At 46.9% G+C, this 22,467-nt stretch carries 15 protein-coding genes and 1 other annotated feature; of the genes, 4 read left to right on the top strand and 11 right to left on the bottom strand.

Features of this window, described 5'->3' with window-relative positions:
• Window positions 1–109: 109 nt before the first annotated feature.
• The 3 genes from NSS95_RS01605 to NSS95_RS01595 all read right to left on the bottom strand — a co-directional run bounded on the left by NSS95_RS01605 (window position 110) and on the right by NSS95_RS01595 (window position 4,014).
• Window positions 110–1,492, bottom strand: coding sequence for a glycine--tRNA ligase (locus NSS95_RS01605; RefSeq protein WP_026684984.1), 1,383 nt, complete (start codon window positions 1,490–1,492; stop codon window positions 110–112).
• A gap of 85 nt (window positions 1,493–1,577) precedes the next feature.
• Window positions 1,578–1,759: a binding site (T-box leader), on the bottom strand.
• A 210-nt stretch (window positions 1,760–1,969) separates the two neighbouring features.
• A complete protein-coding gene (locus tag NSS95_RS01600; RefSeq protein ID WP_061565278.1) occupies window positions 1,970–2,992 on the bottom strand; it encodes an HD-GYP domain-containing protein in 1,023 nt (340 codons plus the stop codon).
• A gap of 548 nt (window positions 2,993–3,540) precedes the next feature.
• Window positions 3,541–4,014 (bottom strand): hypothetical protein, encoded by a 474-nt coding sequence (locus NSS95_RS01595; protein WP_035182624.1) that lies wholly within the window; start codon window positions 4,012–4,014, stop codon window positions 3,541–3,543.
• A 143-nt stretch (window positions 4,015–4,157) separates the two neighbouring features.
• Between NSS95_RS01595 and NSS95_RS01590 the strand changes: the two genes are divergently transcribed.
• From NSS95_RS01590 to ric, 3 genes are all read left to right on the top strand, one after another.
• The gene (locus NSS95_RS01590) at window positions 4,158–5,276 is read left to right on the top strand and encodes an NADH-dependent flavin oxidoreductase (protein ID WP_035182625.1); all 1,119 of its coding nucleotides are present in this window, start codon (window positions 4,158–4,160) and stop codon (window positions 5,274–5,276) included.
• Between the two features lie 879 nt (window positions 5,277–6,155).
• Window positions 6,156–6,692 carry a YceI family protein gene (locus tag NSS95_RS01585; protein WP_013858263.1) on the top strand — a complete coding sequence of 179 codons (537 nt, stop codon included), beginning with the start codon at window positions 6,156–6,158 and terminating at the stop codon, window positions 6,690–6,692.
• Window positions 6,693–7,096: 404 nt separating this feature from the next.
• Window positions 7,097–7,801, top strand: a complete 705-nt coding sequence (gene ric, locus NSS95_RS01580) for an iron-sulfur cluster repair di-iron protein (protein WP_035182628.1) — start codon at window positions 7,097–7,099, stop codon at window positions 7,799–7,801.
• Window positions 7,802–8,571: 770 nt separating this feature from the next.
• Here the strand turns inward: ric and NSS95_RS01575 are convergent.
• The 7 genes from NSS95_RS01575 to NSS95_RS01545 form a co-directional block, all read right to left on the bottom strand.
• Window positions 8,572–9,252, bottom strand: coding sequence for a Crp/Fnr family transcriptional regulator (locus tag NSS95_RS01575; RefSeq protein WP_014096278.1), 681 nt, complete (start codon window positions 9,250–9,252; stop codon window positions 8,572–8,574).
• A 304-nt stretch (window positions 9,253–9,556) separates the two neighbouring features.
• On the bottom strand, window positions 9,557–10,825 hold the full coding sequence (dctA, locus tag NSS95_RS01570) for a C4-dicarboxylate transporter DctA (RefSeq protein WP_340713735.1): 1,269 nt from the start codon (window positions 10,823–10,825) through the stop codon (window positions 9,557–9,559).
• Window positions 10,826–11,256: 431 nt separating this feature from the next.
• The gene (locus tag NSS95_RS01565) at window positions 11,257–12,672 is read right to left on the bottom strand and encodes an ISLre2-like element ISBco6 family transposase (RefSeq protein ID WP_104851582.1); all 1,416 of its coding nucleotides are present in this window, start codon (window positions 12,670–12,672) and stop codon (window positions 11,257–11,259) included.
• A 237-nt stretch (window positions 12,673–12,909) separates the two neighbouring features.
• Window positions 12,910–14,538, bottom strand: a complete 1,629-nt coding sequence (locus NSS95_RS01560) for a glycerol-3-phosphate dehydrogenase/oxidase (RefSeq protein WP_340713734.1) — start codon at window positions 14,536–14,538, stop codon at window positions 12,910–12,912.
• A 622-nt stretch (window positions 14,539–15,160) separates the two neighbouring features.
• On the bottom strand, window positions 15,161–16,651 hold the full coding sequence (glpK, locus tag NSS95_RS01555; RefSeq protein ID WP_340713733.1) for a glycerol kinase GlpK: 1,491 nt from the start codon (window positions 16,649–16,651) through the stop codon (window positions 15,161–15,163).
• A 12-nt stretch (window positions 16,652–16,663) separates the two neighbouring features.
• On the bottom strand, window positions 16,664–17,464 hold the full coding sequence (locus tag NSS95_RS01550; protein ID WP_029142931.1) for an MIP/aquaporin family protein: 801 nt from the start codon (window positions 17,462–17,464) through the stop codon (window positions 16,664–16,666).
• 415 nt (window positions 17,465–17,879) lie between these two features.
• Window positions 17,880–18,440, bottom strand: a complete 561-nt coding sequence (locus tag NSS95_RS01545) for a glycerol-3-phosphate responsive antiterminator (protein WP_014096283.1) — start codon at window positions 18,438–18,440, stop codon at window positions 17,880–17,882.
• 529 nt (window positions 18,441–18,969) lie between these two features.
• On the opposite strand from NSS95_RS01545, the gene NSS95_RS01540 reads away from it, so the two are divergent.
• Entirely contained in the window at window positions 18,970–19,518 is a 549-nt protein-coding gene (locus NSS95_RS01540) for a hypothetical protein (RefSeq protein WP_128890989.1), read from the top strand.
• Between the two features lie 504 nt (window positions 19,519–20,022).
• On the opposite strand, the gene helD is transcribed toward NSS95_RS01540, so the two are convergent.
• A complete protein-coding gene (gene helD / locus NSS95_RS01535) occupies window positions 20,023–22,314 on the bottom strand; it encodes an RNA polymerase recycling motor HelD (protein ID WP_328229483.1) in 2,292 nt (763 codons plus the stop codon).
• Window positions 22,315–22,467 lie beyond the last annotated feature (153 nt).

Raw genomic sequence — 22,467 nt, 5'->3', positions numbered from 1 at the left:
AAAAATGAACATCAGTTTTTCGCGCCAAAATCCATTACGATCAGGATAGATTTGCTTATGGCTGTCCGGCGCACCAACAAAGAAAAAACCCGCAAGTTGCGGGCTTTTTTTAAAACTTAATTTTTTCTTCCAAAAAGGCTTTAAGTTCCGTGATTGGCACACGGGTTTGCTCCATTGTGTCACGGTCGCGGACGGTCACCATATGGTCGTCGCGCGAATCGAAGTCGTATGTGATGCAAAACGGTGTGCCAATTTCGTCCTGGCGGCGGTAGCGCTTGCCGATCGACCCGGTTTCGTCAAAATCAACCATAAACGTTTTCGACAAATCCGAAAAAATGTCGCGTGCTTCAGCTGATAATTTTTTCGACAGCGGCAAAACCGCGGCTTTGTATGGCGCAAGGGCCGGGTGCAGGTGCATGACCGTACGGCTTGTGCCGTCTTCAAGTTCCTCTTCTGCATAAGAGTCAATCAGAAATGCCAGTGCTACACGGTCCGCCCCAAGCGACGGCTCAATACAGTACGGAACAAAGCGTTCATTCGTTTCCTGGTCAAGATAAGTGAAATCCTCGCCGGAATATTCCATATGGCGTTTCAGGTCGTAATCGGTACGGGAGGCTATGCCCCACAGTTCGCCCCAGCCGAACGGGAAGTTGTATTCAAAGTCGGTGGTCGCGTTCGAGTAGTGGGATAGTTCTTCTTTTTCATGGTCGCGCAGCCGCAAGTTTTCTTCCCTCATACCGAGATTCAGTAAAAACTCGCGCGCATACTGTTTCCAGTAGTCAAACCATTTCAGCTCTTCGCCCGGCCTGCAGAAAAATTCAAGTTCCATCTGTTCAAATTCGCGCGTGCGGAAAATGAAGTTCCCCGGGGTGATTTCGTTCCGGAAACTTTTGCCGATTTGGGCAATCCCGAACGGCAATTTTTTACGCATTGTCCGTTGTACATTTTTAAAATTGACAAAAATGCCTTGTGCGGTTTCCGGGCGCAAATACAATTCATTCGTGCTGTCTTCGGTTACACCCTGGTACGTTTTGAACATCAGATTAAACTGGCGAATGCCGGTCCAGTCTTTGCTGCCGCAATCCGGGCAGGCGATGTCATGCTCTTTAATCAGCGCTTCCATTTTTTCAAACGGCAGGCCGTCAACAATCATGTCGATCCCTTTTTCATGCAGGGCATTTTCGATCAGTTTGTCGGCACGGTGCCGAGCTTTACAGTGTTTGCAGTCGATCATCGGGTCATTAAAATTGCCGAGGTGGCCGCTTGCTTCCCATGTGCGCGGGTTCATCAGAATGGCAGCATCAAGGCCGACATTGTACGGCGACTCCTGGATGAATTTTTTCCACCAGGCTTTTTTAACGTTGTTTTTGAATTCGACGCCGAGCGGGCCATAATCCCAAGTGTTGGCAAGCCCTCCGTAAATTTCCGAACCCGGGAAAATAAACCCGCGGTGTTTCGCGTGCGAGACGATTTGATCCATCGTGACGCTCATTGTCATCTCTCCTTTTTTCATTGAAATGGTTTCCCCTGGGGACGGGAATGTTTCCATATAAAAAGCTCCCGGCTCCAGGCAACAGCCTGGGGACGAGAGCTTGAATTCCCGCGGTTCCACCCCAGTTGATGCGAAATTTTCGCACCCACTTTCCATGAAAAAAACTCCGGACTGCCGTTTCACCGGGTTCCTTGCCGGGCTTCCACCGCCCCCGGCTCGCTTTAAAAGGAAAAGTTCCGGCTACTATTGATCCTTCATCGTCGCTATTTGAATAGAAATACTATACCAAAACCGGGCAGGACAAGTCAATGCCCGGCTTGGGTATGAATGTTGTAATCCGTTATTGTGGCGTTTTGTCTCACCCTTCGCTCTTTCCGGGAAGATTTTTGTTGAACCACCCGGGCGGACCGTACTTTCCGGCTCCAAAAAGATACGCTTTATCTTTTTTACATGGGGTACGTACATAAGAATCCCCGGTTAATAGGGATTGGCAATTTGAAACAAGGTCAGTTTTTGTTCCATCAGGTTTAAAACCGGGTAACCTTCGACTTTAAGAACAGGCTGGTTTGGATGAAGCGGATGGATACGGATAATGCTCCCTTTCACCCCGTTACGCAGTGTAATCGGCTGTTTCCGGTAATTTTCCATCAGAAAGTTGGCAAACGGGAGGACAATTTCCCGATCGAGCCGGCCAGCATCGGCGTCCGCCATTAATTCGTCAATTGCAAAAAACACCGGCTGCCTCCTGCGGTATGCGCGGTTGGAACAAATGGCGTCAAACGTATCCGCCACCGATAAAATTCTGACAAGAAAAGGAATGGTTTTCCTGCCATCCGGATAGCCTGAGCCGTCCAGCCGTTCATGGTGCATTAGGGTCCCTTTTAAAATCATCGGGTCGAGCGATGTTTTCTCAAGCAGCCGGTAACCCGCTTCCGGATGCTTCTTGATCAAGGCAAACTCTTCATCTGTTAGTCTTCCCGGTTTATTGAGAATTTGCGGGTCAATGGTGAACTTGCCAATATCGTGGAAAAGCCCCATTTGCGCCAGCAGGCTTTGCTTTTCAGGATCCAGCTTCAAAATTTTCCCAATATTGGCAGCGATCAGCCCGACATGGATACAGTGTTTGAACAAATATTCGTCAGCGGAGAAATGCTCCATTAGTTCCAAAATAGACGTCCGGGTCGTAAACACTTCTTTGTAAAGCTTGCGAAAATTTTTTTCCATACTCTCCACTTCTGCATCACAAAGGGTTGTTTTCACTTGAATGATGCGCTGGAGTTCTTCCATTTCATGGTAAATACTCTCATATAATAAGTCATGGAAGATCCCGGGCACTTCGGTGGCAATGCGCCTGCCGTCCAATTCCGGATCGCGCAGGACTTCATATTTATTTAAAATGGCAGCGAGCCTTTCTGTAAGAAACGTCCCTTTCCGCAGCAACAGGACGCCGCTATTGGAGTACAAATCTTCTTCTAACTTTTCCCCTTTTTGAAACACCATTGAAAAAGCTCCCCTTGAACGTACTTTTTTTACATTTTAACACAGGAAATGTTAGTGAAAAGGAGCCTTTCCGATTTTTCTTAAAAAGTTCATTTATGTTCCGCTGCCTGCCATGATTTTCGACTTCAAACAACGGACCATCTCCGCACAATTCTCAAACGGGGAACAGCTTTGTTTTTTTGAATCTCCGCCTCATTTCAAATTTCTCGCACTTTCCTGCGTTTCAGAAGATCTCGCCTACGCAATTTCCCGTTCTACTTCAACTTTTGGCGCGGGTTTCCTACTTCAAAAAACAAAATCCTCTCCAGACAGACATCGGGCTTTGCATGGTTGCTTGATATTCAGTTTTTTCAGCTTCCCGCCGCGCTTTCTGTTTCAGAAAACAGACCGCTCCCACGCAATTTTCGAGACAAACGGGCATCGGCTTTGCTTGGATTTCCGTATCTATTTCAGCTTTCCAGTCGCACTTCCTGTTTCGGAAAAAGACTTCTCCCAAGCAATTTCACGCAACAAATGGGCATCGGCTTTGTTTGGATTCCGTTTCTTTTTCAGCTTTCCGCCGCGCTTTCCTGTTTCAGAAAATGGATGACTTCCGCATAGTTTCCCGTAACGAGCGCCGGGTTTTGCAACGATTCCTCTATTCTTTTTGTATCATCCGTTTCGACGAGAACAAATCCGGGAAACGCCTGCAGCTGGATCAACGGATTAATGCGACGGATATCTTCATATTGATAATGCAGCTCTAAGGAGACATGATCCATTTCAAGAAACGGCACATGCTCTTCTTCGTACCAATCTTCATCTGTTACAACAATCAAAGTATAATAGCGCCGGTTTTCCGCTGCCCGTGAATTGCCTTTTTCACTAATGATCCGGTCAACGCAAATCAGGCCGCCCATTATGATGAACGCGAATACAGCGTACAGCCATAAATGGGACAACAACAGCAATACCGCTGTAATCAACGAAAGGATACTCAACCTTTTTGCCACCATTTGAAGCAGTAAAAGGACATCACTCATCATTCACGTCTCCCAATTCATGATGTAAAAAATACTTTCCTATATGATATGCCTGCATGGTTTGATCGGTGCTTTTCATTTTCGTTTTTTTACAGATTGGAACATAATAAAAAAGCGAAAGCAACCAGGAAAGGAGCATGACCATGAGCAAATACGATAAACTGTTTGAACCCATTACGTTTAAAAGCGGCGTCAGGGCGGAAAACCGCATCGTGATGGCGCCGATGACCCATTATTCCTCGAATGATGACGGCACGATTTCGGATGCTGAGCTGCGTTATTATGCAGAACGTGCAAAAGGGCCGGGGATGGTCGTGACGGCATGTGCCAATGTTACGGAAAACGGCAAAGCGTTTACCGGGCAACCTGGCGCACATACAGACGAAATGGTTGAGAGCATGAAAAAACTGGCACAAACGATTCAGCAAAACGGTGCAAAAGCGGTTGTGCAAATCCACCATGGTGGCCGCGAATGCCCGGCTGAACTCGTGCCGGGCGGAGATGTTGTGAGCGCGAGTGAAACAGATTCGTCAGATGGCAGTGTCCATGCACGCGCGTTGACGGGAGAAGAAACCGCTGAAATTGTGAAGGCATTTGGCGAAGCAACACGCCGCGTGATCGAAGCCGGTTTTGATGGCGTTGAAATTCACGGTGCAAACGGCTATCTGATTCAACAATTTTTCTCCCCGTATACGAACCGGCGTGAAGACGAGTGGGGCGGCAGTCTGGAAAAACGGCTTGCATTCCCGCTTGCTGTCGTCGATGCTGTGAAAAAAACGGTGGCGGAATATGCGGACCGGCCGTTTTTAGTCGGATACCGCTTATCCCCGGAAGAACCGTACGAACCGGGGATTACGATGGATGACACGTTCGCGCTTTTGGATGCGCTGATGGAAAAAGAGCTCGACTATGTGCATATTTCCCTGCAGCACTTCTGGTCTAAAGCCCGCCGCGGCGGTGAACCCGGCCGTCCGCGCATGGAACAGATCGTGGAACATGTCGCAGGCCGCGTGCCTTTGATCGGCGTCGGCTCCCTGCACACAGGAGACGAGGTTTTGAAGGCAATGGAAACCGATGTACCGCTTATTGCCCTCGGCCGTGAGCTTGTCATGGAGCCGCATTGGGTGGAAAAAATTAAAGCCGGCCAGGAGGATGCAATTCAAACCGCGTTAAGAAAAGACGACCGCGAACGGCTCGTTATTCCGGAACCGCTGTGGAAGATGATCATCTCAACGCCGGGCTGGTTCCCGTTTGCAGAATGACATCTGCATGTTGCACGGCATTGTCAAAGAATGAATGGCTGCGCTTGCGAGGCTCGGTTGATACACGAATTGAAGTTTACGTAATGGCCAAGGAATGAATGGCTTTGCCGCGAAGCTCGGTTGGCGATCGAATTGAGCATACGCAATTGTCAAGAAATGAATGGCTTTGCCGCGGAGCTCGGTTGGCGATCGAATTGAAGCATATGTAATTGCCAAAGATTGAATGGCTCACTGCGGGGCCCAGTTGGCGATCGAATTGAGCATACGTAATGGTCAAGAAATGGTTGGCTTTGTCGCGGGGCTCGGTTGACGAAGCATATATAATGGCCAAAGATTGAATGGCTCACTGCGGGGCCCAGTTGGCGATCGAATTGAGCATACGCAATTGTCCAGAAATGATTGGCTGCGCCGCGAAGCTCGGTTGACAACTGAAGTGAAGCATATGTAATGGTCAAGGAATGAATGGCTGCACCTGCCTAATCTGGCCTAGAGCTAGAGCCGGAGTATATGGATGCGATGGAATGGGCATCATTATATATAAGTTGGCATGCAATTTTTGGGCTGGAATTACCTACCTTCTCCAGTTATTGATTGACACGCATTGCTGCGGGTTTTCAGCACGCGGCTTTTGCGCGACTTACGGCGTGCCCGAATTGGTTCCCGCAAACACCGTTAACAATGCAGGATTCTGCCTGGTGTAAGAACCACTATACTGCAAAAGAAAGTGCAAAAAGCACCATTAACATGCAGGATGTTGCCTACCTGCTGATTCAGAAACCGAACCCTTTTAAAAAAAGGGTTCGGTTTTCTTGACTTTTTTAACTTACGATATTAAACTAAGTTACGAAAAGTAAGTTTTAAAAACAGGAGGAATTTAGGATGACAAAAACAAAATGGGCAGTTGACTATGCACATAGCACCATTGATTTCACAGTAAAACATATGATGATTTCAAAAGTAAAAGGGTCTTTTCAAAATTTCGAAGCCGAAATCGAAGCTGATCCCCAAGATTTAACGGATGCAAAAGTTTCTTTTATTGTTGATGCCAGGAGCATTCATACGAAAAATGATGACCGCGATAATCATCTTCGTTCTGCTGATTTCTTAGATGTTGAACAATATCCGAATATTACATTTGTTTCCAAGTCGGTTACAAAGGCAGGGGACAATGATTATAACGTTACCGGTGATTTAACGATTCATGGCGTGACAAAAGAAGAAACATTTAAAGTCACATTTGAAGGGATTTCGAAAAACCCGATGAGCGGCGCGGAAACAGCCGGCTTTAGTGCAGAAGGGACCGTAAAACGGAGCAATTACGGCCTTACTTGGAACGCAGCCCTTGAAACAGGCGGTGTCCTCGTTGGCGATGAAATCAAATTTACGGTGGAATTAGAAGCAAGCAAAGCAGAATAATTGCGGAGGCGCCAATTTAGATTGGCGCTTTTTTCTTTGGGCAGATCATGCTTCTTATGGCCAAGGTTTTGGGATGCTTTTTTTCTATTAAATAACATAGCCGGGCTCTAGGTGAAGAAAGACCGTCTTTTTTCCGCGCTTCCTTAACTTAGACGCACTCTATGTGAAGAAAGGACATCTTTTTTTCGTGCTTCCTTAACGTAGACGGGTTCTATGTGAAGAAAGGCCTTCGTTTTTCCACGCTTCCTTAACTTAGACGCACTCTATGTGAAGGAAGGCCTTCGTTTTTTCGCGCTTCCTTAACATAAATAAGAACTTTCCTCAATTGCTGTGATGTGCATCACAAATAAGCAGGTGCTGATGGTTTATGATGAAGGCAGCAATGAAATGGAGGAGTGAATTCGATGGAACGTTTTACAACGAGCCAGACTGTCGGGGAAATCGTAACCTTATTCCCAAAAGCGGCGGATCTGTTTAAAGCAAATCGTATCGATTTTTGTTGCGGCGGCAATGTGTCTGTGAAAGAAGCTGCGGAAAAGCGCAACCTATCAGCAGATGAACTACTTGATGCTATTTGCAACCTTTATGGCCAATATGCCGGAAAAGGCACTGAGCAAAATTGGAATGAAGCGGGCTATACGGAAATTGTCAACTATATTCAGGCCACCCATCACGCGTTTTTGCGCGAGGAACTGCCAAACTTGAGCCCGTATGTAACAAAAGTGATGCGTGTCCACGGCGGCAACCACCCGCATCTCATCGAAGTGCATGAACTGTTTAACCAATTAAAAGCAGAACTGCTGGAGCACACTGAAAAAGAAGATACCGAACAATTTCCTGCCATTCGTGCATACGAAAATCTTCCAACTGCCGCTAACCTGAAAGCCGCGACAGCCGGTTTGACCGACCTTGAAACAGAACATGCTGCTGTCGGGGAAATTTTGCACCGGCTCCGCGAAATTACGAATGACTATACGTTGCCAGAAGGGGCATGCCGTACATTCCAGCTCGTATACCACCGCCTTGAAAATTTTGAAAATGATACATTCCAGCACATTCACCTGGAGAATAATATTCTATTTAAGCGGTTGCTCGAAGAAGCCGTTTGACTTTTAAAAGGCTGTCCTCCCAGGCAGCCTTTTAAAAAGGGGCGGTTTGCTTTTTATTTTTCTTTCCTGGCCCCGGGGAAAGACAACTCGTTGCGCGTGCGTTCCTCTTTTGTCGTTTTGAGACCTTCAAAAGGACAATTTGTACGGATCCCAGCTCTCTTTTGTCTTTTTGAGACCTTCAAAAGGACAATTTGCCCCGGGTCCGGCTTTCTTTTGTCTTTTTGAGACCTCCAAAAAGACAGTTTGCCTCTGGTCCGACTTTCTTTTGTCTTTTTGAGACCTCCAAATGGACAATTTGCTCGGATTCCAGCTCTCTTTTGTCTTTTTGAAGCCCCCAAAAAGACAATTTACCCCGGGTCCGGCTTTCTTTTGTCTTTTTGAAACCTCCAAAAGGACAATTCACCCCGGGTCCGGCTTTCTTTTGTCTTTTTGAATCCCCCAAAAGGACAATTTGCTCGGATTCCAGCTCTCTTTTGTCTTTCATAACTCCGATGAAAGACATTTTGCTGCGTGGGCAACCCCCTTTTGTCTTTCATCACCTTGATGAAAGACAATTCGCTGCGCGGGCACTTCACTTTTGTCTTTCATAGCTCTGATGAAGAACATTTCACTGCCCGGACGCCCCTCTTTTGTCCTTCATCACCCCAATGAAAGACATTTCGCTGCCTGGACGCCTCTCTTTTGTCCTTCATCACCCCGATGAAAGACATTTCGCTCCCACGACGCCCCCTTGTCTTTCTTTGCTTTAATTCTTACCGGCGGGAAAATCTTTATACCCCGAGCAGTTCCTCCGTCAGTTTTTCCTGGTGAATGAGGTATGTGCCTTTTTCCTGCGGGAGGATGAGGTTTTTTTCTTTAAGCTGGCGGATCGTGCGGCTGACCGTTTCACGGGTGACGCCGATCATGTTGGCGAGGTCGGAGTTGTTGAGCGGGGTTTTCACGAGGACAAACCCGTCTTTTTCCTGAACGCCATGTGTGCGGGTGAGGCGCAGAAAAAGTTTGACTACTTGCTCGTAAGCGTTGTTTAAAATCTGGGCTTCGAGCCGGTCCTGCAAGTCAAGGATTTCATCACTCATCACACCGTATAAAGTCATGGTCAGCTGCGGATTGTTGAGCAACACGTTTTCAAAATCAGTAATCCGGATCGCAACGAGATTCGTGTCTACAACCGCCATCGCATTCGCCGGGTAGCTTATTTTACGGAAAAAACCAACATGCGGGAACATGTCGCCATCGCGAAGCAGTGTGACAACTTGCTCTTTGCCGTTCGCATCGGTGCGGTAAATTTTCACTTCCCCGCTTTCAATAAAATAAACGGCTTCCTGCGGGTCCCCCTGGAAAAAAATATGCGCATCCTTTTCTGCATGCTTTTTAACAGATATATCGGCGATCACAGCCAGATCCGCGTCCCCGAGTCCTTTAAAAAGCGGCATTTTACGCAGGTTTTCCAAAGCGCTCACTTCCCTTCTTCAATAAAGTGCAATTATCCCTCAATTACTCGGTATTCTCCAAATTTCATAGATATCATTACGTAGCTGCAGGCGGCCTGCTGGACAAATCCCTCAACACACCCTATTGTACACAAAAATAAGCACACCGCCCAAAGTCAAAGTCAATGTTAAAAAAATAAGAGTGTCCCCCCTCGGAACGCCTCTTATCCTTCCTTCAATAAAGTGCAACTATCTCTCAATTACCCCGCGTATTCTCCAAAGCCAATGTTAAAAAAGAAGAGGGCCCCAATCGGAGCGCCTCTTATTAAGAAGGAATCGATTCTGTAGGATGGGCAGCCGTTTCCAGTGCTTCCTTTTTGTCAAATTCTTTTTCCGTTTTGGAGATGACGACCGTCGCGACGGCATTCCCGATAATATTTGTGAGCGCGCGTGATTCAGACATGAACCGGTCCACGCCGATCAACAGCGCAATCCCTGCAACCGGGATAACCGGGAACGCAGACAAAGTCGCAGCAAGGGTAATGAAACCGGAACCGGTCACGCCGGCCGCCCCTTTCGATGTCAGCATTAAAATCAGCAGCAGCATGATTTGGTGCCCGATCGTCAGGTGCACATTATACGCCTGCGCAATGAAAATGGATGCCATCGACAAATAGATGGCGGTGCCGTCCAGGTTAAACGAGTATCCGGTTGGAACGACAAGGCCGACAACCGATTTTGAACAACCGAATTTTTCGAGTTTTCTCATCAGGGAAGGCATCGCCGATTCCGATGAAGAGGTCCCGAGCACGAGTAAAAGTTCTTCCTTTATATAAGCGATGAACTTGAAAATGTTGAAACCAAACGCTTTTGCAATCCCGCCGAGGACAAGCAAGATAAAAATGATCATCGTCAGGTAGACAGACCCCATTAATTCGCCGAGATTGATCAGCGAGCTTGCGCCAAACTGGCCAACTGTATATGCCATTGCCCCGAATGCAGCGATCGGTGACACTTTCATGACAATACCGACAATTTTAAAGAAAACTTCCGTCATGTCTTCAAAAAAGCGGATAACCGGTTTTGCCCTCTCCCCGAGGGATGCGGCAGCAACCCCGAACAGTACCGCAAAAAATAAAATTGGTAAAAGATCTCCCTTGACAAAAGCCCCGGCGATGCTTTCCGGAATAATACCGGAAATAAAACCGATAAAACCGTGCTCGCTGTCTTTTGCCTGCGTGACGAATTGTGAAACCTGGCTTGTTTTCGCATGGCTTGTATCAATGCCGTGGCCAGGCTGGATCAAATTAACGATAACCAGACCGATGGCGAGCGCAACCGTGCTGACGACTTCAAAATAGATAAGCGCCTTGCCGCCGATCCGGCCGACTTTTTTCAAATCCCCCATGCCGCCGATCCCGATAATAACCGTAAAGAAGATAATCGGCGGGACGAGCATTTTGATCAGTTTAATAAACCATTGCGCGAGAATATTCAGTTCCGCGCCGAATTTAGGTGAAACAAGTCCTACAATAATACCCAGAATGATGCCGATAATGACTTGTACTGTAAGATTCCGAAAGTTGATCCTCATTTGCCATCCCCTCTGTTTGCGCTTACATTTTAGTGTCATCCATTATATTTCTATTATAGTACAGGTTTTCCCTGTTTTCACTATTTTTATATTAAAAAAATTTTGCTTTTAAAAAATATCGGTGCAAGCAAAGCGTATGTGTCAAGTTTTTCTCGACAAGGTTTAAATATCGGGTATTCCAAGACACTCTTTTTGTACACTTTCGGCTACCGTGCTTTACTTGCTCGGTGTAATTTTCGGAAAAGATGTAATATTTCCGTATAAAGATGGATAACGGGGATGTTGAGGCGCGCGAAATTCACTCGCTTTCCGCGGGCGGCCGGCGAGCCTCCTCGCTCGTACCTCGCTGCGGGGTCTCTCCTGGCTCGCTTTTCCCGCAGGAGTCTCGTAAATTTCGCGCGCCTCAACGATCAGTCCCCACTGAGCCAGGCTTAAAACGAAAGCTCTAATATTTTGCTTAAATGTCCCATTGCCGATGAACTGCTTGAATGCAGGGCAACTGATCCGTGCTTTACGCCCACTGACGGGCGTACAGGCTGCTTGAGTAGTTGAGACATCCTGATGGATTGTTTCAAGTTCCGTTGCTTTCTCTCGCTTCTTGAACGGTGTTTCAGATAGGCTTCTCTCAATGTCCCATTGAGTATGCCTTGTTTGATTTTCACCATGGCTTCTGCGCCAAGTTCACTCCAATGCATGCCCCTTTTTTTCATCCTGAAGGAGATATGCCTTTGATTCGATTCCATCGCTCCTAGGCCTCTCGCACCTTCCGGCACGTTTTTCACCCTGTCTCTCCAGTCAAAAATGCGGTCCCAGTTTTTCAAGATATACGAACGGAATTCCTTGATTTTCTTGAGAGCCTTTTTATCCGTCAAGGTGCTTTCGTGCGTATCCAAATATAACGTGAATTGGTCCAGGTCATGCGTTCTAATCGCTTTTCTAATTTGCTCCTTGATCTCGCTCTTTCCGCCCCCAAATGTCCTTATGATGGCTTGTGCAACGTGGTAGGTATCCAGCTGGTTGAGCACCGGAAATTCCGACTGTGAGAATGCTGTTTGAAACCGTTCAGCTGTGTACCCAGCACCTCCATCACTGTTTGTAATGACATGCGCTTTTTCGAGGGAATAGGTGTTGGCAGCTGTGGCTTGGACTTCATCCCAAAATGTCTGGATGGCTTCCGTTGTCATGATGACTGTGGGCTGACGCAGGGAGACCCTTTTACCATTGGTTTGCCATCCCTCATAGAGAATGGCGTGGTGGACTTCCATACTCTGTTTCTTTTTTAGTCCCCGAACGAATACACCATCTGCTTCAGAAAACAGGTAGTCTACCTTCTTCCCCTCAGGCAGGGAAACAGCTATTTCTAGCTCTTCTACAAGTGCCTTATCGGCTTCCGCCTGAGTTTTCCCTACGTGTTTTACCATGTTCCCTACAGTTGTGTGACTAAGACTCACTGCTGTCCACTCTTTTAAAATATCAGCTACTTCCCGATAGGTGTTCTCACTTGCCAACTCTGCCACCTTTAATTCCACTAACGGGCTGTATCGTTGGTGTGGTACCAGCCCTAACCATTCATCCAGAGGATAATGGGAATTTCCTCTCTTGTCATGCATTAATGAGCGTTTAAAGGTCACACTTCCAAATAGAAACTGAATGTTTCTGTTATCACTCCGGCAGTACACCCAGCCCTCCTCTAACTTCTCCTGTTTAATTGTTTTATCTAACTCTTCAAATATTTCCCCAACCCATTGTGTAAAAGCCTTCTGCATCAGAAGTTTAAGCTGTTCTTCAAATTCGATAAGACTCTTTGTATCCTTTAATAATCCAGCAATTATTGATATAATATCCATGGGAAGACCTCTCTCTCTAGATGTTCATCTTGAAGTGTACAATTAGATGATAGAGCGTCTTCCCATTTTTTTCCACTCATATGCCCCTTCGAGTAAAATTTTACACATACAAGCAAAGCGCAAAAAAGCAGCGGGGCAGATATCCGCTGCTTTTTTCTAGCTGTCTTTGCTTGTTACTTCCAAAATGAAACCAATCCTTTTTCGCCACCAGGGTCTGTGCCCTTTCCCGGAACAAGTTTACACTTCCGGGACCGCTTCCCGCAATGCTTCTTCCAATTCTTTCCTGTACGCCTGTTCTGTCTCTTCATCCCAGGAAAATTCAGCGGCCATCCATGCTATAACCGGCTCTTTCCATTTGCGGACCCAGTTGATATCGAAGAAAAGGGCACCGGTACGGCGAATGAAGAAATCGACCGGTTTTACCACCATTTCTTGTTCCACTGCATATTTCAATACGGCGTACACTTCCCGCGGTAGCGGATAGTCGTCTTTCCAGCTTTTCGCATATGCATATACGTGATCCGCGTTCGTGCCGTATTTTTCCGCAATCGCCCGGCTTGCTTCCGCAGACAGGCCGCTTGCTTCGCCTTCTTTTGTTTTTGCTTTGACAAACGCCGGCAAATTTTCAGAGCCGCCCACATCACCGCCGGAAATCGGCAAGTGCTTCGTTTGGCACGGCTGAAAATTGCCGCCAAGCCTGCGTGCTACAAGATCTACAACCGTTTCCGCCATTTTCCGGTAACCGGTCAGTTTGCCGCCTGCGATTGTCACGAGGCCGCTGTCGGATTCCCAAATTTCATCTTTACGCGAAATTTCGGAGGCGTCTTTTCCTTCTTCGTAAATCAGCGGACGGACGCCGGCCCAGCTTGATTCGACATCACGGGCGGTCACTTTGACTTTCGGAAACATGAAGTGGATCGCTTTTAATAAGTAATCAATATCTTTCGGGAGCGGTTTCGGGTGAATCGGGTCTTTGTCGTAAAATGTATCCGTTGTGCCGACGTACGTTTTGTCGCCGCGCGGAATGGCAAACACCATGCGGCCGTCCGGCGTATCAAAATACACGGCCTGCCGGAGCGGAAAGATACTTTGGTCAAACACAATATGCACGCCCTTTGTGAGGCGGAGGCTTTTGCTCCCTTTCCCGTCTTTATTGCGCATTTTGTCACTCCACGGCCCGGTCGCATTGACGACCATTTTCGCCCGCACGTTTACGGTTTCCCCGCTGATCTGGTCACGAACAGTGGCCCCCGAGATGCGGCCGTTTTCATATAAATACTCTTCCGCTTTTGTATAGTTGACAGCCAGCGCCCCGTGTGCGACTGCTGCTTTCATCACTTCAATGGTCAGCCGCGCGTCGTCCGTCCGGTATTCGACATAATAACCGCCGCCTTTCAGCCCATCTTTTTTGATCAGCGGTTCCTTATTTAAGGTTTCCGAAGCCGACAGCATTTTCCGGCGTTCCGTTTTTTTCACGCCGGCTAAAAAGTCGTACAGCCGCAAGCCGATATTCGTTGTAAACGCGCCGAACGTGCCGCCCTTATGGAACGGCAGCAGCATCCATTCCGGCGTTGTCACATGCGGGCCGTTTTCATAAACGATGGCGCGCTCTTTTCCGACTTCAGCCACCATCTTTACTTCAAACTGCTTCAAGTACCGCAGGCCCCCATGGACAAGTTTGGTTGATCGGCTTGACGTGCCCGCTGCGAAATCCTGCATCTCGACAAGCGCTACGGACATGCCGCGCGTTACTGCGTCAAGCGCAATTCCGGCCCCTGTAATGCCGCCGCCGATCACAAGCAGATCGAACGTTTTATTCTTCATGTTTTGTAAAACTGTCCCGCGCTGTTTTCCTGAAAATTCCATTTTCGTCCCCTCCTTCAAAATAAAAAGAGACCTGAACCATGCATTATGGAAAACTCCCATAAAACAAGCCAGGTCTCTCTGCATCTCTTGACATTTTATGAACTTGTTTTTATTATAACAGACCTTCCGCTGATTTTCAGCTGTTATGCACCGGGAAAATGTAGTAATCCCCGTTTCTTGCCGTTGCTCCGTTAGATAAGGCAGCGCATCAAAACATAGAAGGCAATGGCGCCCGAATCATGCGAGGCAATAAAGCAATAGCTGGCCACATCAACTCACAGGTTAAGCTGGCGCAAAACTATTGATTGCCTGCTAGTATTGCGGCTAAAACATAGAGGCAATGTCGCCAGAACGATGAGCGATAACAACGCAATAGCTGGCTACGTAAAAGCTTACGCAAAACCATTAGTTGCCTGCTACAATAGCGGCTACCAAGAATCCAAGGTGTTATTGCCATGGTATCCCTGTAAGCTTTTTAAAAGCGTGACCGCCTGTAACAGCTATGCTGCGCAGGCTAAGCGAGATAAACCAAGTTGCCCACTGCATGCCCGCTTCCGTACGGCTATCCAATTTGGTCGCAGGCTAAGCCAGATTACCGCGCTGCCTGCAGCAATCTGCAAATCTATTTAAAGGCAATGGTTGCACGGATTGCTTTTTTCCATCCGTCATATAAGGCTTCACGTTCTTTTTCCGCGAGTGACGGTTCAAATTTGCGTTCCACTTTCCACTGGCGGGCAATTTCTTCACGCGATTCCCAGTAACCGACCGCAAGCCCCGCCAAATATGCGGCGCCGAGTGCAGTGGTCTCGCTCACAACCGGACGTTCAACCGGCACGCCTAACATATCGCTTTGGAACTGCATGAGAAAATTGTTTTTCACTGCGCCGCCGTCCGCACGCAATGTTTTAAGCGGTAATCCGGAATCTGCCTCCATCGCAGCAAGTACATCTTTCGTCTGATAGGCGAGCGATTCAAGCGTGGCCCGGATAAAATGTTCTTTCGTGGTGCCCCGTGTCAGCCCGAACACCGCGCCGCGCACATCGCTTTCCCAGTACGGTGTCCCAAGCCCGACAAATGCCGGCACAACATACACACCATCTGTTGAATCGACCCGCTCTGCATACGATTCACTTTGAGCGCTGTCTTTGATCATGCGCATCCCGTCACGCAGCCATTGAATCGCTGACCCTGCCACAAAGATGCTGCCTTCAAGGGCATACTCGACTTTACCATCAATACCCCATGCGAGCGTCGTCAGCAAGCCATGCTTGGAAGAAACGGCTTTTTCGCCGGTATTCAAAAGCATAAAACAACCGGTGCCGTACGTATTTTTCGCCATCCCTTCTTCATAGCAAGCCTGCCCGAACAGCGCTGCCTGCTGGTCGCCCGCCACGCCTGCGATCGGAATTTCCTCACCAAAGAAATGGTACGGCGCAGTCCGTGCATAAACATGGGAGGAAGGCTTGACTTCCGGGAGCATCGCAGCAGGAACGTCCAGCATTTCAAGCAGCTCGGGATCCCATTTCAAATCGTAAATATTGTACAAAAGCGTCCGGGACGCGTTCGAATAATCGGTAACATGGGCTTTGCCGCCTGAAAATTTCCAGATCAGCCAAGTGTCGATTGTGCCAAACAGGAGCTCGCCTTTTTCAGCGCGTTCTCTTGCTCCGTCAACATGGTCGAGGATCCATTTGATTTTTGTCCCGCTGAAATACGGATCGATCAGGAGCCCGGTTTTTTCACGGACCATATCAGCATAGCCTTTTTCTTTTAGATCGGCGCAAATATCCGCTGTCTGCCGCGACTGCCAGACAATCGCATTGTAAATCGGATGCCCGGTTTGTTTATCCCAGACGACCGTTGTCTCACGCTGGTTGGTAATCCCAATCGCGGCAATCTGCTTCGGCTCTACATCCGCTTCTGTTAAAACAGTCGTCGTAACTGCGAGCACCGATGCCCACACTTCATTCGCATTATGTTCCACCCAGCCAGGTTTTGGAAAATATTGGTGAAATTCCTGCTGGGCTGTATGCACAATTTCCCCTTTTTGGTTAAAAAGAATAGCTCTTGAACTCGTTGTCCCCTGGTCAATGGATAAAATAAATTTCTCCATCCCGTTTCCTCCTTACGCTCTCTTTTTCTTGTTTTCTATCATCCATACTATCAATAATACAAGTAAACACGTTAGCAAAACACACCAAAACGCGGGCGTCCAATCATTTTTAAACACAGCCCGGTAAAAAACGCCCCCGAGAGAACCCCCGAGCAACGGACCGGCAACCGGCACCCACGCATAACCCCAATTCGAAGGCCCTTTCCCTGCAATCGGGAGCAGAAAATGGGCAATTCTCGGGCCAAGGTCGCGGGCAGGGTTGATCGCATAACCCGTCGTCCCGCCAAGTGAAACCCCGATCGCTACAATCAGCATGCCGACGATGAACGGGTTCAGCCCGTCTGTAAACTTATTTGCCCCGATCGTAAGAACGCCGAGCACAAGAACAAAGGTCCCAATCATTTCACTGATAAGATTCGCAAAATAGTTTGGAATGGCCGGCCCGGTCGAAAATACGCCAAGTTTGGCTCCCGGATCGTCCGTCTCCTTCCAGTGCGGTAAAAAGTGAAAAAATACGACGGCAGCGCCGATCATGGCCCCGACCATTTGCGCCACAATATATCCGGCCACTTTCGACCATGGAAAATCCCCGTTAAATGCAAGCCCGACGGTAAGTGCGGGATTTAAATGGGCACCGCTGTATTTTCCGACTGCATAAGCCGCCATGGCGACGCCAAGTCCCCACCCGAACGAAATGACAATCCAGCCGCTCTGGTAGGCAAATGACTTTTTCAAATTGACATTGGCACAAACACCACCACCAAAAATAATCAGGATGGCTGTGCCAACCAATTCTGCTAAATATGGATTCATACCCCTTCCTCCATTTCGAATGAATTAAAAGCTGATCCGGCAATAATCCGGTCCCTTTCATCAAAAAAGAACAAAAAGACCCACGACGCCCGCAAATTTGTTGCGAATGGAGTGGATCTCTTTGTTCTCCTGCCAAGTTTATTAACTTATGTATGATGATAACGCTTACTTTAAATTTTGTCAATCCATGTTCACAAAAAAATATATACCGGATTTTTCCAGATTTTGTTGAAAGAAGCGGACATCCTTGCCAGCAGACTTAGGATTCCGCTGGGCTGCATTCGGCTCCAATGGGAGAATGTTTCACATCGCTTCCACTTCTGGTTAGGAGTCGGCTTGTCAATATGCCCGCTGTACACCCGGGTGCCGTCCCATGCAAAAAACCACTGCGGCCGCCCGGAACAGCCGCTTATCTTTATTTCTTTTCCAAAAAGGCTTCCCACAATTCCGTGTCCGAGGTAGTGATGCCTTCCGCTCCGGCTTTCAATGCTTTTTCCACATCTTCCCGCGTACGGATCAACCCGCCTGCAAAAATTGGAATGCCAAGCCGTTCTTTTACTTCGGTGATCATCCATGGCGCGATTCCCGGCAAAACTTCAATATAATCAGGTTTCGTCCGTTCAATTAATTTGTAACTTTTCTCAAGCGCATGCGAATCAATCAGGAACATTCTTTGGATCGACACGACTCCCTTTTGCTTTGCTTTTTGTATGACATTGGCTTTCGTGGAAATTAGCCCGAAAGGTTGATACTCCTGGCATAAATATTCCGTTGCGTAATCATCACTCTTCAAGCCCTGGATCAAGTCCACATGGTAAATCATTTTTTTGCCTTCCGCCTTTGCCATTGCCGCGACATATTTGAGCTGTGAAATGTGAAGCTCCAGAAAAATCCCGATTTCATAATCACTTTTTAAAAACCTTTCAAACTCCTTCATGTTGACAGAAGCCGGAAGAATTCTTTGAGAAAAGGCCATTTTTTCTCCTCCTTATATTAGTGCAAATTTAGTTTACCACGTACGATGGGCCGGTACGCATTGTGTATATGACAAGATTTTCCCGATATGTCAGATGGCCAAAGTCATCTTGGAACACTTCCAGTTTCTAATCATAATCCAGCTCCCCAAAAATCCAAAATCCGATACCCACGAAAGTCCTGAAATACGTTCGGCTATCAAGAGCGGGCTACTCATACGCCTAAGAAGAGATACTGCAAATACGGACTGATTTTTCCTTCTTCTACCATTGAAAAGCTTACGAGTGCAATGCTTTTTCATGTATTTTTATAAAATCCTTGTATTTAATGTTTAACCAATCTTCCAGAATTCTTGTCAAGTCCAGGAACTTTGCTTAATGAGCAAGTTCTAAGTATGGAACAAATATTTTTTGAAAAAACGCATTTTTCTCTTTGAAAAAATTTTTAAAAGTAGTATAATAATTGTGCAAACAAAAAATTGAAAGGAGTTTTTTTATGAAAAAAATTTTTTATTGTTTCTGAGTGTTTTGTTGATTGTTCCTTTAATTCCTTTAGTTTCATCAAAAGTAAAGGCAGATGATGATATAAGTAGTAGCAATAGTAGTGATTCTGCTTCTACTCCTCAGCTTATTAGTGTTACTTATTATGATAAAAATGGAAACTCTACAACAACACCTATTGCTTCTTCACCTACAAACCCATCGGGTTTGGGAACAGTATCTTATGTCCAACTTGTAAACGGCTCTGGTGGCAATTGGAGTTGGAAATATAAAGCGACTTATAAAGGCGATAATGTTTCTGGTAACAAAATAGCTAGCACTTTATACAAGGCTTTTGAAGCAGTTGTATCTAGTTATATTGCTAAAAGAGTAGGAGGATGGAAAGGCGCCGCTTCTGCTAGTTTAGTAACCAGTGTCATGCCTGTATCAAAGAGCAAAAATTATTATTGGACTACTAAAAAATATGTTGACGAAGATAATGCCGCAATATACGTAAAATGGAGTACAAAGTTGTATTCAAATTCTTCGAGAACGAAGCTGGTAAGTTCATATGACGCTGTGACTTCGTACATGAAATAACCAAGGCAACTGCCTTGGTTATTTCATTTAACAAAGCTAAAATAAAGAAAAATCAATATCAAGCAAACAGTAACAACTTTTTCCCTGGCTGCAACTTTTTTATAGAATTCTATGATAAGGTGAACAAAGAAATAAAAGGCTAAGATGAAAAAAGAAATATGGACATGATCGAAAGTTGCGAATAAAAGAACCGGTAGAAAGATCAAAAGCCAAATATAAGTACTCCTCCATATTTTAATAAACTTTTCCATACGTTCCCCCTATATAAAAAGTATTTATGTTAATGTTTCTGCACCTCACCCAAAAACTCCTGCTAAATTCCCTAAACAGTAATGTCTGTTTCGTGACGCCATCACACCCGTAACCGATTTAAAGATTCTCAAGGACCATCCATTTGATTCTCACATCATGAACATTACGAACCATTCTGCATTCTGGTTTACTTACTGGAAAAGATCACGGCCGGCTGATGCGTTTGGCAGCCGGCCGTTGTTATCCTGTTTCTTATTCCTTAACGTATAGCGCCTCAGGCACTTTATCTAAAAGCGGGGTCACCGGACCGTTGCTGACAAGGGCGAGGTGGTGCATTGCCCGCGTTCCGACTGTATATAGCAAGGTGCGTTCTGCTTCATCCTTATATACAGACGCCGAGGCATCGAGCACGATGACGCTGTCAAATTCCAGCCCTTTCGCAAGATAAGACGGGATCAGGATGATGCCTTCCGGAAGATCGCTGTATTCTTTTTTAATAAAGGTCAGATCCAGTTCTTCCCGCAATGTTTCATACGCTTCGGCACACTGCTTCCGTGACTTGCCGATGATCGCAACGGTATTGCTCTCTTTTGCGTATTTTTTCGCAAACTGTACAACTTTTGCCAAAGCTTCTTCCTTGCCGCGGGCCACCGTAACAACCGGCAAATCGCCTTCGCGTTCAAACCATTCAATCTTCTCCCCGCCCGCTAAAATTTCTTTCGTAAAGCGGGTGATCTGGGCAGTCGAGCGGTAGCTTTTCGTCAAGTATACGACCTGCGCTTTTTCTTCACCAAAAATCTCCTTGATCAGCTCCATCTGCGAACGGCCGCTTGTGCCGAATATGGACTGGTTCAAGTCGCCGAGCATCGTAAACTTGCTGTACGGGAACAAATAGCGCAAATAGGCAAGCTGGACCGGCGAATAATCCTGGATTTCATCAATAAACACATATTTGATCGAACTGCTCGTTGCTTTGCCTGTCAAAAGGTCAAAGAGATACAAAAATGGCACGGTATCTTCATAGGGCAGCCACCCTTCACGGAAAGCGGCGCGCGTTTTTGCATCAAGCCGTTCTCCCGCACCGGGAACAAATTCCGGTGCACGCCGCAAAAAGTCCAGATACTGGGCACGGATATGGAGATAATGGAACGTTTTGATTTGTTTTCGGATCGAGCTGAAGCGGCGGTTGACAATTTTACGCGCCAAAAATTCTTTTTCATCATCGGCCCCGCTGAACGCATCATTGCTCTTGCGCGATTTGCGCTCGGCATATTGATGGGCGGCAAGAAAAGCTTCCGTCCCGAGCAGTTCCATTTCTTCTTCCACCCATGGCTTTTTCCGCTCTTCTTTTGCAATCTGTTCCAGTTCTTTCAGCAGCTTTTTGCTGACAAGCTGAAACCGGTTCGGCAGCGAGTAACTTTTATCATAGGCATAAAACATCTCAGCAATTTTTTCCTTCGGCACGATCGTCTCGCCTTTAAAACGGATGTCGCGGAAAAGGATGCCGCCGTTTAAAAGTTTTTCCGCATAATCCCGAACGGCATGGAAAAAGGCAAGGCTGCCTTTGATTTGTGCTTCTTTCCTATTTTCGGCTTTACCTTCGAGCGCTTCTTCCATTTGCTCAAGCAGGCTTTCGACTTTCAGCTTTTTGCCGGCACGTGCCTGGGCAAACTCCAGGAAAGTCGTCTGCTGCATATTGTTTTCCCCGAGCTCCGGGAGCACTTTTGACACATAATGATTAAACAGCTGGTTTGGCGAAAATAAAACCATTTGCTCGGAATGGAGCGAATCGCGGTAACGGTACAGCAAATACGCAATCCGCTGTAGGGCAACCGATGTTTTTCCACTTCCGGCGGCCCCTTGCACGAACAGAAGATTGCTTGAAACATCACGGATAATCCGGTTCTGTTCTTTCTGAATCGTCGCCACAATATTTTTCATATGGGTATTTGCATTTGCCCCAAGCATTTCCTGCAGCATTTCATCGCCAATCGAAACACCGGTATCAAACATCGCTTCAATATGGCCGCGCCGGATTAAAAACTGCCGTTTCAAATCCATGATGCCTTCGCGCTTGCCGTCCGGCGCCTGGTACGAAACCGGGCCGGGCACTCCGTCATAGTAAATACTGGAAATTGGCGCACGCCAATCGTAAACGAGATACTCATCCTCATCCCGGTAGGAAGCAATGCCGATGTAAATGGGCTCGGAAGGTTCCCCTTCTTCATGAAAATCGACGCGGGCAAAATATGGAGAATAAATGAGGCGGTCAAGTTTTTTCACATCTTTTTCCATATGCCCATAGCTTCGTTCGCGTTCGGCAAGGAGTTCTGCCTGCTGGCGGACGCTCGCCGATGTTTCTACGACATCATCCGGCTCATCGAGGTTCACCGTTACGTCTTCCCAGAACGTATTGCGGATTTCCTGTGCCTCGCCGCGGACAGCCCTTACTTTGGAGAGCAGTGTATCCTTTTCGTGCTTCATTTTTTCAATTGTATCATCAACGCGTTTTTGTTCCTTTAACCATTCTTCATCGTGTGGCATAGAACCGGCCCCTTCCTGACAGTAAGAGTATAGAAAATTTTTCCTAAAAAAATGAACAAACTATCTTAGCTCTGTTGCCTGCTGTAAAAGTGGTGATCATGCAAATTGTCTTGATGTTATGGCATAAAGCGGTACATCCCGGCATTCCAACCA

The organism is Weizmannia sp. FSL K6-3076 (assembly GCF_038007245.1).
GTDB lineage: Bacteria > Bacillota > Bacilli > Bacillales > Bacillaceae_C > Weizmannia > Weizmannia faecalis.
The sequence above is the reverse complement of the archived record's forward strand: the minus strand, read 5'-3'. Positions and strand labels throughout refer to the sequence as shown.

What these genes read in the sequence shown, in the direction of transcription:
- NSS95_RS01605 (WP_026684984.1), bottom strand. Translation starts at nt 1,492, where the DNA reads ATGAGCGTCACGATGGATCAAATCGTCTCGCACGCGAAACACCGCGGG.
- NSS95_RS01600 (WP_061565278.1), bottom strand. Translation starts at nt 2,992, where the DNA reads ATGGTGTTTCAAAAAGGGGAAAAGTTAGAAGAAGATTTGTACTCCAAT.
- NSS95_RS01595 (WP_035182624.1), bottom strand. Translation starts at nt 4,014, where the DNA reads ATGAGTGATGTCCTTTTACTGCTTCAAATGGTGGCAAAAAGGTTGAGT.
- NSS95_RS01590 (WP_035182625.1), top strand. Translation starts at nt 4,158, where the DNA reads ATGAGCAAATACGATAAACTGTTTGAACCCATTACGTTTAAAAGCGGC.
- NSS95_RS01585 (WP_013858263.1), top strand. Translation starts at nt 6,156, where the DNA reads ATGACAAAAACAAAATGGGCAGTTGACTATGCACATAGCACCATTGAT.
- ric (WP_035182628.1), top strand. Translation starts at nt 7,097, where the DNA reads ATGGAACGTTTTACAACGAGCCAGACTGTCGGGGAAATCGTAACCTTA.
- dctA (WP_340713735.1), bottom strand. Translation starts at nt 10,825, where the DNA reads ATGAGGATCAACTTTCGGAATCTTACAGTACAAGTCATTATCGGCATC.
- NSS95_RS01565 (WP_104851582.1), bottom strand. Translation starts at nt 12,672, where the DNA reads ATGGATATTATATCAATAATTGCTGGATTATTAAAGGATACAAAGAGT.
- NSS95_RS01560 (WP_340713734.1), bottom strand. Translation starts at nt 14,538, where the DNA reads ATGGAATTTTCAGGAAAACAGCGCGGGACAGTTTTACAAAACATGAAG.
- glpK (WP_340713733.1), bottom strand. Translation starts at nt 16,651, where the DNA reads ATGGAGAAATTTATTTTATCCATTGACCAGGGGACAACGAGTTCAAGA.
- NSS95_RS01550 (WP_029142931.1), bottom strand. Translation starts at nt 17,464, where the DNA reads ATGAATCCATATTTAGCAGAATTGGTTGGCACAGCCATCCTGATTATT.
- NSS95_RS01545 (WP_014096283.1), bottom strand. Translation starts at nt 18,440, where the DNA reads ATGGCCTTTTCTCAAAGAATTCTTCCGGCTTCTGTCAACATGAAGGAG.
- helD (WP_328229483.1), bottom strand. Translation starts at nt 22,314, where the DNA reads ATGCCACACGATGAAGAATGGTTAAAGGAACAAAAACGCGTTGATGAT.